Origin of the sequence: uncultured Eubacterium sp., assembly GCF_937958975.1 — a bacterium.
GTDB lineage: Bacteria > Bacillota > Clostridia > Lachnospirales > Lachnospiraceae > Eubacterium_G.
Genome location: NZ_CALGRE010000002.1, coordinates 65,635 through 77,506, shown reverse-complemented (window position 1 = coordinate 77,506; position 11,872 = coordinate 65,635). Strand labels below are relative to the sequence as shown.

10 protein-coding genes are annotated in these 11,872 nt (G+C 34.9%); 6 read left to right on the top strand and 4 right to left on the bottom strand.

Annotation, left to right across the window (positions count from 1 at the left end):
* Nucleotides 1–888 precede the first annotated feature (888 nt).
* From Q5O86_RS00445 to Q5O86_RS00435, 3 genes are all read right to left on the bottom strand, one after another.
* Nucleotides 889–1,185 (bottom strand): hypothetical protein, encoded by a 297-nt coding sequence (locus tag Q5O86_RS00445; protein WP_302625185.1) that lies wholly within the window; start codon nucleotides 1,183–1,185, stop codon nucleotides 889–891.
* Nucleotides 1,186–1,201: 16 nt separating this feature from the next.
* Nucleotides 1,202–1,585 (bottom strand): hypothetical protein, encoded by a 384-nt coding sequence (locus Q5O86_RS00440; RefSeq protein WP_302625184.1) that lies wholly within the window; start codon nucleotides 1,583–1,585, stop codon nucleotides 1,202–1,204.
* A 182-nt stretch (nucleotides 1,586–1,767) separates the two neighbouring features.
* Nucleotides 1,768–2,019 (bottom strand): chorion class high-cysteine HCB protein 13, encoded by a 252-nt coding sequence (locus tag Q5O86_RS00435; protein WP_302625183.1) that lies wholly within the window; start codon nucleotides 2,017–2,019, stop codon nucleotides 1,768–1,770.
* Nucleotides 2,020–2,237: 218 nt separating this feature from the next.
* Between Q5O86_RS00435 and Q5O86_RS00430 the strand changes: the two genes are divergently transcribed.
* The 6 genes from Q5O86_RS00430 (at nucleotide 2,238) to ppk1 (ending at nucleotide 10,768) form a co-directional block, all read left to right on the top strand.
* A complete protein-coding gene (locus Q5O86_RS00430) occupies nucleotides 2,238–3,143 on the top strand; it encodes a S8 family peptidase (protein ID WP_302625182.1) in 906 nt (301 codons plus the stop codon).
* Nucleotides 3,144–3,233: 90 nt separating this feature from the next.
* A complete protein-coding gene (locus Q5O86_RS00425; RefSeq protein ID WP_302625181.1) occupies nucleotides 3,234–4,442 on the top strand; it encodes an NADP-dependent isocitrate dehydrogenase in 1,209 nt (402 codons plus the stop codon).
* A 70-nt stretch (nucleotides 4,443–4,512) separates the two neighbouring features.
* Nucleotides 4,513–5,631, top strand: a complete 1,119-nt coding sequence (locus Q5O86_RS00420) for a hypothetical protein (protein WP_302625180.1) — start codon at nucleotides 4,513–4,515, stop codon at nucleotides 5,629–5,631.
* 56 nt (nucleotides 5,632–5,687) lie between these two features.
* Nucleotides 5,688–7,421 (top strand): ABC transporter ATP-binding protein, encoded by a 1,734-nt coding sequence (locus Q5O86_RS00415; RefSeq protein ID WP_302625179.1) that lies wholly within the window; start codon nucleotides 5,688–5,690, stop codon nucleotides 7,419–7,421.
* A 156-nt stretch (nucleotides 7,422–7,577) separates the two neighbouring features.
* Nucleotides 7,578–8,651: a 6-phosphofructokinase gene (locus Q5O86_RS00410; protein WP_302625178.1), complete on the top strand. Its 1,074-nt coding sequence runs from the start codon at nucleotides 7,578–7,580 to the stop codon at nucleotides 8,649–8,651.
* 32 nt (nucleotides 8,652–8,683) lie between these two features.
* Nucleotides 8,684–10,768 (top strand): polyphosphate kinase 1, encoded by a 2,085-nt coding sequence (gene ppk1, locus Q5O86_RS00405; protein WP_302625177.1) that lies wholly within the window; start codon nucleotides 8,684–8,686, stop codon nucleotides 10,766–10,768.
* Nucleotides 10,769–10,862: 94 nt separating this feature from the next.
* Here ppk1 and arcC read toward each other — a convergent pair whose 3' ends face one another.
* Nucleotides 10,863–11,795 carry a carbamate kinase gene (gene arcC, locus Q5O86_RS00400; RefSeq protein WP_302625176.1) on the bottom strand — a complete coding sequence of 311 codons (933 nt, stop codon included), beginning with the start codon at nucleotides 11,793–11,795 and terminating at the stop codon, nucleotides 10,863–10,865.
* Nucleotides 11,796–11,872: the final 77 nt, after the last annotated feature.

Below are 11,872 nucleotides of genomic sequence, written 5' to 3'. Positions count from 1 at the left end.
TAATGATACGGCGACCACCGAGATCTACACTCTTTCCCTACACGACGCTCTTCCGATCTCGGTACTACATTTGTTATATTCAAGATTTTATACAAAGTTCTTATATGATATTGGTGTTGTGGACTTTGAAGAACCATTTAAGAAACTGTTTAATCAGGGTATGATAACGGGTAAAAATGGTATTAAGATGAGCAAGTCAAAAGGTAATGTAGTTTCACCGGATGATTTGGTAAGAGATTACGGATGTGATTCTCTGAGACTTTATGAAATGTTCGTTGGACCACCGGAATTGGATTCCGAGTGGGATGAGAGAGGAATTGATGGTGTATACAGATTTATTACAAAATTCTGGAAGTTGGCAGTAGAGAGTATTGAAAAAAATGTTGCTCCGACAAAGGAAATGATAAAATTACGTCATCAGATGATTTATACAATTACCAGACGTCTTGAGGATTTTAGCTTAAATACAGTTGTTTCAGGATTTATGGAATTTAATAATAAATTCAATGAGATTGCTAAAAAAGAAGGTGGGGTTGATAGAGAGACAATTGAAGTATTTACGACATTACTTGCTCCATTTGCACCACATATTGCTGAAGAACTTTGGGAAATGCTTGGAAAGACAGGCAGTGTATTTGAGAACAATCAGTGGCCTGCAGCTGATGAGGAACTTATGAAGGATGATGAGATTCAGGTTCCTGTACAGGTGAATGGAAAGACAAAAGTTGTAATCAGTGTACCTGCTGATATTTCTAAAGAAGATGCGATTGCTCAGGGAAAAGAAGCAATTGCCGATAAAATTTCAGGAAGTATCGTAAAAGAAATTTATGTACCTGGAAGAATTATAAATTTAGTTGTTAAATAAATTATATGAAAAGGGAAAGCACGTTAATGTGCCTTCCCTTTGTTCTTGCCGACCATTGATACAATTTTTTTTACCATATCAATTCGTTTTATTTCTTCCGGTGACATATCTTCCTTCAAAACATTTAAAATCAAATCTGTTTCCGCATTTGTAAAATTGATTCCCTGCTTTCCGGCTGTATTAGACTGTTGTATAAAATATGTAAGCATTTGCTTGGGTTCCATCCCTTTTGCACCTTCTATTATTTTTGTCAACATTTCTAATTTTTCGTTTGAAATACCTTCTAAGATAGGGTCATCCATCCACTTATTGTTTGCCATAGTTCCTCCTAAAAAATTATTCATTATTCATTCCGCCAAAATCTCCTCCCATAAAGCTGCCCATAAATTCATTCATTGCGTTTTCATCCATATTCATCATTTTGAACATTTCCATCATTTCCATCATGTTATCAATATTTTCTCTGTCCTCATCACTTAAAAAATCCCTGATATCTTCAAGCATGCTTTCCATGCCTTTGTGCTTGTCAGAATTTAATGCTGCAATAGAGACATTATTATTAATTCGTGCGGCATTCTGCAATTCCTGAAATTTAATAAACATACCTATGATAGTACCGATATGGTTGTCAATGTAAGGAATTACAGCCTTTACTAACTGCATGGTGCGGTTAGTAACAATGGAATCAAATTTTGTCTGTTTTAATTGTTCATTTCCCATTAGGCTGTAATCCTCCATTTGCAAAATTGCGTTTGCGGTTAATAAAGTTTATGCTGTTTTATAAACTTACATGCTTAAGCTCACAAGTAAAATAAAAAAATTTAAATTACCTGTATAATGCTCATATAAGGCATTCGTTATCAAACACTCGAAATCATATTCGTAAAAATCAGTGTTATCAACTAGCAGCCGCAACCACAACCGTTTCCGTTACCGCCAAAGATTGATGTGCCGTTTCCACATCCACAGCAGCTAAGAATTAAGAATAACCAGATGATGCTAGAACAGCAGTCGTTTCCTCCGAAAATACCATTGCCTCCGCATCCGTTTCCACATCCGCCACAGAATATAAGGATAAGGATAAGGAATAAACAGTTGTTGTTGTTTCCTCCGTCACAACCGCATCCACAGTTTGTTGCTGCTAAATCACTCATTTTAATTCTCCCTAAAAATTGTTTACACTAAAGAATATGTCGATTAGCATGTCTTGTTTCCTAAAGATTTAAAAATTTATAAGAAAAGTGTGTAAAAAGTGAAATTTACAAATGGACATTTGAAATTCAAAACATATAGTAATAGTAATTCATATACTAAATTATTCATGATTGGATATGAGATAAGTTTTTGTTATGTGTTCATATTAGGAGGCAGTATGCGAAAAGTAAAAAATGTATTGGGGATAAACGAAATTCATAGAAAAGGTATTACGGGAAAAGGAGTATGTGTGGCAATCCTTGACTCAGGAATTGCTTCACATCCGGATTTGAAAAATCAGATTGTTGCGTTTAAAGATTTTGTAAATGATAGAAATGATAATTACGATGACGAGGGTCATGGAACGCATGTTGCAGGGATTATAGGTGGTAATGGAAAATTATCGAGGGGACTTATGTGTGGCATTGCACCTGAAGTCGATATTGTGTCCTTAAAAGTATTAGATAAGCATGGAAGAGGAAAAGAAAGAGATGTCATCGAAGGAATAAGATGGATTATAGATAATGGAAAAAAATATAATATAAAAGCAGTCAATATATCTTTTGGAACAACTTCAAAAACAATGGAAGAAAATAATCAGTTGATTGATGCAGTGGAATTACTTTGGGATTTGGGATATGTTGTAATTGCTGCTGCGGGTAATAATGGTCCCGGAGCGAGTTCGGTATCAACACCGGGAGACAGCAGAAAGATAATTACGGTCGGAGCGGAAAATGATAATATTAAAACTATAGTAAACGGTAAAATGACAAAAAATTATTCAGGAAGAGGTCCTACAAAACAATGCATACAAAAGCCGGATATAGTTGCGCCTGCAAATGATATTTTTAGTTGTTGCAATTTATGGGAAAGGAAATATTTTTACGTTTCAAAAAGCGGAACTTCTATGGCGACTCCGGTTGTTACAGGAATTGTCTGTTTAATGCTGTCTCAATATAATTTGACGAACGTAGAGTGTAAAAAGATGATAAGAGATACGGCAATTGATTTAAAACTAGATAAAAACAGGCAGGGATGGGGAAGAATAAACCCTGAAAAAATGTTTGGTCTGAGTGGGAATTGAAAAAAATAAAATCATTTTATTTACATTATTGGCTAATTTCGATATAATCTACAAGGATACTACGAGAAACAAACTTAGGAGGGAACAAAAATGGAAAAGATTAAAATGACGACTCCACTTGTGGAAATGGATGGAGATGAGATGACAAGGATTCTCTGGAAGCTTATCAAAGATGAATTGTTATTACCATTTGTAGATTTAAAGACAGAATATTATGATTTAGGACTGGATTACAGAAATGAGACAAATGACAGGGTCACATTTGATTCGGCGGAGGCAACAAAGAAATATGGTGTTGCCGTAAAATGTGCTACCATAACCCCGAATGCAGCGAGAATGCCGGAATATAATTTAAAGGAAATGTGGAAAAGTCCAAATGGAACCATAAGAGCAATTCTTGACGGTACAGTATTTCGGGCACCTATCATAGTGAAAGGAATTGAACCATATGTAAAGAATTGGACAAAGCCTATTACAATTGCAAGACATGCGTATGGAGATGTCTATAAGGGAACAGAAATGAAAATCCCGGCTGCCGGAAAAGCAGAATTGGTATATACAGACGAGGCGGGAAAAGAAGTAAGAGAATTAATACACGAGTTTGATGATGCCGGAATTATTCAGGGTATGCACAACCTAAACGGTTCTATTGAGAGTTTTGCCAGAAGTTGTTTTAATTTTGCTCTTGATACAAAACAGGATTTATGGTTTGCCACAAAAGATACAATTTCTAAAAAATATGACCACACATTTAAAGATATTTTTGCTGATATATATGAGGCTGAATATAAGGAAAAATTTGAAGCTGCAGGAATTGAATATTTCTATACTCTAATTGATGATGCAGTCGCAAGAGTAATGCGTTCAGAAGGTGGTTATATTTGGGCATGTAAGAATTATGATGGTGATGTAATGTCAGATATGGTTGCCACAGCATTTGGTTCCCTTTCTATGATGACATCTGTACTTGCATCTCCAAATGGATACTATGAATATGAGGCAGCACATGGTACAGTTCAGAGACATTATTACAAGCATCTTAAGGGAGAGGAAACATCGACAAATCCTATTGCTACGATTTTCGCATGGACCGGAGCTTTAAGAAAGAGAGGAGAATTAGACAACCTTCCAGAGCTTATGGCATTTGCGGACAAACTAGAGAAAGCTTGTATTGATACAATCGAAAATGGAGAGATGACGGGAGATTTATATCTTATCTCAACATTAGAAAATAAAAAGAAATTAAATACACAGGATTTCATTTTGGCAATCAGAAAAACACTTGAAAGTCTCATGTAATTCGTGTAAAATATTATTACTAATGACAGTGTAGTTTTTTTGGCTGTCAAAATAGAGAGAGGTAAAATTCATGAAGAAATTATTAAAATCAGTTGTGAGTATCGGAGCAGTTTTTGTTATGATTCTTGCAATGGGAGTTATCGTATCAGCAGCAGAACAGACAATCACTGTTCCAACAAAGTATTTTGGAAATGAAAGTGCAGTGACAAGGAGTTATACATATACAGATAAATCTGTCTTGTCCGGTAGTGAATGTGGAGTTATCATACCATTGAAAGTGAGTGCGCCAGGGACAGTTAAGCTTAGAATTGACTATACAAAGTTACAAAAAGATATTAATGGATATGTATATACAGATGCAGCATGTACTAATAGATTATATTTTTCTGCTGTAACACAGGTTGGAAGCAATTCAGAAGAAGCATTTGTCACAGTCAACAATGCGGGAACATACTATTTGAAATTCTACAGCTATCAATACAGCTATCAAACGTCAGAATTTACCAATAGTTTGTCAGTATCTGTTTCTGAGTATACAGATGCAGATAAGACTATCAAATCAGGTCAGACAATTAATTATTATAGAAAGAGTGGTTCTACACCATATTACTTCAAGTATAAGGCTGAAAAAACCGGAAAAGTAACTCTTTCGTTTTCATATAATTATTCTACATATGTGACGTTGATGAATTCAAAGAAGAAAGCGCTTTCTAATCAGGTAACAGTATTTCCAAGCGTAAATAAAGTAACTTTTGCAGTGAAAAAGGGAACAAGTTATTATTTCTGTATCACTTCTAATGGGATTAACAATGGAAAAACACAGAGTATTTCGGTCAAAAATACTGCAATTAAAGAAAAAAGCGGCGCTAAGAAGAAAAAAGCTGTTACAATCAAAGCAAAGAAGAAGGTAAAAGGAACAATTCTTCCGGGAAGCAAAACAGCAGATTGGTATAAGTTCAAGTTAAAGAAAAATAAAAAGATTTCGGTGGATATTTCAGGAGAAGTAACAGGCAGCCTTAGAATAGAATTTTTCTATAAAAATGGCAGGTCTGCCGGTTCCGGATATTTTTATGGAGGACAGTCCATTTATAAGCCTTTGTATGGAAAAATGAAAAAGGGCACATATTATGTTAAGATTTCTAGAGGAAATTCTTTGAGCAGTGGTCATTATTCAATGAAATGGAAATAAAAAATTTTGAACAATGTGGGACCGTTTTGTGACGGTCCCTTTTCAATGGAGTTTTTATGAAAGAAAATTTAAGAAAAATGATATCTTATTACAAACCATATAAAAGCGTGTTTTTTGCGGATATGTTTTTTGCAATTATGGCATCGGCTGTGGCGCTGGTAATTCCTTTGGTAGTAAGATATGTTACGTCTACAGTGATATATATGGAAAAGGATAAAGCTTTATATTACCTTGCCGTGATTGCAATTGTAGTGGGTGTTCTTATTCTTTTTCAATGCTATTGTAATTATTATATTTCAAATTATGGTCATGTAATGGGAGCTAAAATTGAATATGATATGCGAGCTGAAATATTTGCACACTTTCAAAAAATGTCATTTTCGTTTTATGATGACCAAAAAGTCGGACAATTGATGTCGAGAATTACCTCTGATTTGTTTGATATTACAGAGTTATTGCATCATGGTCCTGAAAATATAACGATTTCTGTTATAAAGATTGCAGGTGCACTTATAATTTTGATGGGAATCAATGTAAAGTTAGCAATTGCCGCATTTGTATTAATTCCATTTATGATTATTTATGCATATTTTTTCAATAAGAAAATGAAACGTGCATTTAAAATGAATAGAGTAAAGATTGCTGCAATCAATGAGCAGATAGAAGATAATTTATCCGGAATCAGAGTTGTAAAGTCCTTTGCAAACGAGAAAATTGAGAATGAAAAATTTAAAGTGGGAAATGATGCATTTTTAGCTGCAAAGAAAAACAGCTATTTGTATATGGGCGGTTATCATTCGGGGCTGACGGCATTTACCACGATGATTAATCTTATTGTTATTATTTCCGGTGGCGTAATGATTACAAAAAACATGGTGGGAATAACAGATTTGCTCACATTTCTTTTATACATTAATATTTTTACGGACCCTGTAAAAACTTTAATCGATTTTACAGAACAGTTTCAGAATGGATATTCAGGCTATGAGAGATTTCGTCAGATTTTAACGATGGAGCCGGAAATACAGGATAGTGAAGATGCGGTGGAAATTAAAAATGTCAGGGGAGACATTCAATTTCATGACGTATCATTTCGGTATAATGACAATGCGCACCGGGTGTTGAAACATATTAATTTAGATGTGGAGGCGGGTGCCTATATTGCTTTAGTCGGTTCTTCAGGCGCTGGAAAAACAACATTGTGTAATCTGATTCCAAGATTTTATGAAGTGTCAGATGGACAAATTACTATTGATGGAATTGATATCAGAGACATGAAATTAAAAAGTTTGAGAGATAATATTGGTATTGTTCAGCAGGATGTTTACCTTTTTGCGGGAACTATTTATGACAACATAAGATATGGGCGTCCTGACGCCACAAAAGAAGAGATAATTTATGCGGCAAAGGAGGCAAACGCATATGAGTTTATTATGTCTCTTCCTAATGGATTTGATACAGATATTGGACAGCGTGGAGTAAAATTGTCCGGTGGTCAGAAACAGCGTTTGTCGATTGCAAGAGTATTTTTAAAAAACCCGCCAATATTGATTTTTGACGAGGCAACATCAGCACTCGATAATGAGAGTGAGAAAATTGTGCAGGAATCTATGGAAAAACTGGCAAAGAATCGTACCACGATGGTGATAGCACACAGGCTCTCGACTATAAGAAATGCGGAGAAGATTTTGGTTTTGACAGAAAAGGGAATCGAGGAGCAGGGAACACATAGTGATTTAATGAAAAAGCATGGAATATACTATGATTTATATAAGTTAACGGAAATATAGAAGCAGTTTTAAATGGATATTATATGGTTTGACCATATAATATCCATTTTTATATTACATATTTTAATAAAAATGTAATGAAATGATGGTTTCGTGGGAAATAATATAAATATAATTGGAAAAAATCTATATTGCATATACATGGAGGAATTGAGAGTGAAAGTTGGAATTTTAACGAGTGGCGGAGATTGTCAGGCATTGAATAGTGCGATGTATGGTCTTGTAAAAGGACTTTGCAATATGTCTAAAGAACAGGTAGAAATATTTGGAATTTTAGAGGGATATACAGGTCTGATTGAGGGAAAATATAAAAAAATGAAGGCAGAAGAATTTCAAGATATTTTGAATATGGGGGGAACGATACTTGGTTCTTCCAGACAGCCTTTTAAATGGATACAGGAGCCGGACGATAAGGGAAGAGATAAAGTGAAATCTATGATAGACAATTATAAAAAGATGCAGTTAGACTGTCTGGTTGTTTTGGGAGGAAATGGTTCTCATAAGACAGCTAATTTATTATCGGAGAATGGACTTAATGTAATAACACTTCCTAAAACGATTGATAACGATATACATGGTACTGATATGACCTTTGGCTATGCAAGCGCTATCGATATTGCGGCGAAATATATTGATGATATCAGAACAACGGCAAGGTCTCATAAACGCATTTTTGTTGTGGAAATTATGGGAAATAAAGCAGGATGGCTCACACTAAATGCGGGGATTGCGAGTGGATGTGACGTGATTATAATTCCTGAGATTCCTTATGATGTAGAAAAAATAGTAAAATTTGTGAATAAGAAAATTGAAAATGGAAAAAAAGAGATTATTATTGCAGTAGCCGAAGGCGTTAAGACGAAGGAAGAAAGTAAATTGTCAAAAAAGGAATTAAAAGCAATCAGGGAGCAGAGTACAGCCACCTCGTCAATGCGATTAGAGAACCAGTTAAGAGGTAAGGTACATGGTGAGGTGAGAAGTGCAGTGATTGGACATATACAAAGAGGAGGAAATCCGAGTGCATACGATAGAATCTTAAGTTCAACATTGGGGGTAAAAGCTGCGGAACTGATTGTAAACAAGGATTATGGAAAAGTGGCGGTCTTAAGGAATGGAAAGATAAAAGATGTTCCATTGAAAGAGGTTGCAGGAAAGAAAAAAGTAGTAGGAAACGAAGATGAGATTATTGTACAGGCAAAGGCTTTAGGAATTTGTTTTGGTGACGAATAACATATAAATGAAAGTTTGGGTTAAAATCGGAAATGAGAAAGAAAAGCTTGAAAAAGAAATACGATAAAAGAGACAATGCAGGGGCAAAAGGTAAAATAAGGAGTTCGAGTCCATTTTACGATAATAGGGAGTTGTCCTGGCTCAAATTTAATGAAAGAGTTTTAGAAGAGGCAAGTGACGATACAGTACCGCTTTGTGAGAGATTAACATTTGCAAATATATTTGAAAGTAATTTGGATGAGTTTTTTATGGTGAGAGTTGGTTCTCTCTATGACCAGATGTTAATTAGTAAAAATAAAAGAGATAATAAGACCAATCTGACGGCAAGAGAACAATTGTATTGCATACTGGCCAGGGTAAAAAAAATATTGGTGCAAAAGGACAAAATATATCATAAGTTAATGAGTGAAATCAACGAATATGGAGTTGAATTAATTAATTTTAATGATATAAGGAAAGAGGACAGTCTCTATTTAGAAAAATATTTTAAACAATCGATTCAACCATTATTATCGCCACAGGTTATTGGTAAAAAACATCCATTTCCTTTTTTAAAAAATAAGGAAATATATGCAGTAGCATTGTTAGAAACGAAAAATAGTGAAAAATTATGTATTGTTCCATGCAGTAATGGTGTATTTGAGAGATTGATAGCAGTTCCCTCAGATAATCATAAATATATGTTGGTGGAGGAACTGATTTTACATTTTATGCCGCATATTTTTGAAAAGTATCATGTAAAGAGTAAATCACTTATTAGAATTATAAGAAACGCTGATATTGATATTGATGAGGATTTCTGTGATGAAAATACAGGTTACAGGGAAAGTATGGAGGAAATGATAAAAGTTCGTGGAAAACTCTGCCCTGTGAAAATGGAATATTCCCGTGTGCTAGATGAAAAAGTCATCAGGTATTTGTGTAGAGAATTGGAATTGGCGAAGGAACAGGTATTTTATTCCGAGTCTCCGCTCGAATTATCATTTGTATTTAAATTGGGAGATGTGCTTCGGGATAAAAAAAAATTATTCTATAAAAGATATATTCCTAGGATTCCAGAGGGAATAAATGAGTCTGTATCTATGATAAAACTTATTGAACAAAAGGATATATTACTCAGTTATCCGTATGAAAGTATGTATCCGTTTTTGAAATTGTTGAAGGAAGCTGTATATGATAAGAGAGTAGTATCTATTAAAATGACACTTTACCGTGTTGCGAAAAATTCGCGGATTGTAGAGACTTTGATTGAGGCTGCTGAAAACGGTAAGGAAGTTGTAGTTATGGTAGAACTCCGTGCGAGATTTGATGAACAGAATAATATTGAATGGTCCAGACGCATGGAGGCAGCAGGTTGTCGTATTATTTATGGAATTGATTTCACAAAAGTACATTCAAAAATATGTTTAATTTCATATAGCGACAATGGAGAAATTAAATATATAACACAAGCCGGTACTGGAAATTACAATGAAAAAACCGCAAAATTGTATACAGACCTTTCACTGATGACTGCAAATCAGGATATTGCAAAAGAAGTAGCAGAGACATTTAATAAGATATGTATGGAACAATTTATTGAAGATACAAATCATTTATTGGTTGCTCCTAAAAATTTGCAAAGCAAGGTGATTCAGATGATAGATGAGGAGATACAAAAGGTAAGGAATGGTGATAGAGGATACATAGGATTAAAGATGAATTCTCTCACAGATAAAATAATTATTGACAAGTTGGTTGAGGCTTCTATGGCAGGAGTGAAAATTGATATGGTTATTCGTGGTATCTGTTGTCTTGTGGCGGGAGTAAAAGGATATACAGACAATATTTCTGTGAGAAGCATCGTGGGACGATATTTGGAACATTCGCGCATATATATTTTTGGCAATAAGGAAAATGATAAAATATATATTTCATCCGCTGATTTTATGACAAGAAATACCTTAAGGCGTGTGGAGGTGGCCGTTCCAATTTATGACTATGAAATAAAAGACAGAATTCGTAATATGTTTCAGAGACTGATGTATGATAATGTGAACGCAAGAGTCATGGAATGTAGTGGAGACTATAAAAGAGTAGAAAAAAGCGAGGATATAGTAGATGGACAAATAATGTAAGTGTTTGTCGCTGATACAAAATCCCCTCGTCTCTCAAACATGAGAACGAGGGGAGAATATGTAAAGCTATGTGTATAATATTCTAATTTGTAATTTATTTGATAATGGTTCCAATTTTTCCACGAATGCCATCCTTGGCTTTATCTAAGTTTGTGATAATAGCTGTTCTTTCTTTTCCTGCAAGCACAAAAGAAAGAGAGGCGTCAATTTTTGGAAGAGAAGTAGCATTATCAAAGTAACCATCGGCAATCAGTGCTTCTGCTTCGGAGGTTGAAAGTTCTTTCAGTTCAGTTATTTCACCGTCTTTTTCAATCGACATATAGTCACTTGAAGTAAGAATCATAAGAGTAGAGGCATCAAGCATATCTGCAAGTTTTGCGGCCGTATAATCTTTCTCAATTATACCACTGGCGCCTTTTAGTCCCGTGCGCTGCTCAAGAACGGGGATTCCACCGCCGCCCGCAGCAATTACCAACTGGTGTGCGTCTACTAAGGTTTTAATGGCATCAATCTCATATATATCTACAGGCTTTGGACTGGCTATAATTCTTCGATATCCGTCTTCACCTTCTTCATATTCAACGTAGTTTCCTTTTCTCTTTTCATTGTCAGCTTCTTCCTTTGTCATAAGACGTCCAATAACCTTAGAAGGAGCATTAAACGCCCTGTCAAAAGGGTCAACTCTTACTTGTGTAATAATGGTGCTGACCGGTTTATAAATACCTCGGGATAAAAGTTCTGTTCTAATAGCGTTTTGTAAATCAAAACCGATATATCCCTGGCTCATGGCGCCACATATCGACATAGGAGCAACGGTTCTTTCTTCGTCCAGTCTTGAATATTCTGTCATAGCTGTCTGAATCATGCCAACCTGTGGTCCGTTGCTGTGAGTAATGATAACTTCATATTTTTCTTCCACTAAGTCTGCAATGGCTTTTGCTGCCTGTTTTACACGTTCCTGCTGCTTTGGAAATGACTCACTGAAAGCATTTCTTCCAAGAGCAACCACAACTTTTTTATTTTCCATAATGATGTCTCCTTAACCGTAAAAAATAGATGTATATAGTATAAAATAAATTAGGGGAAAATACAATAAATAACCCC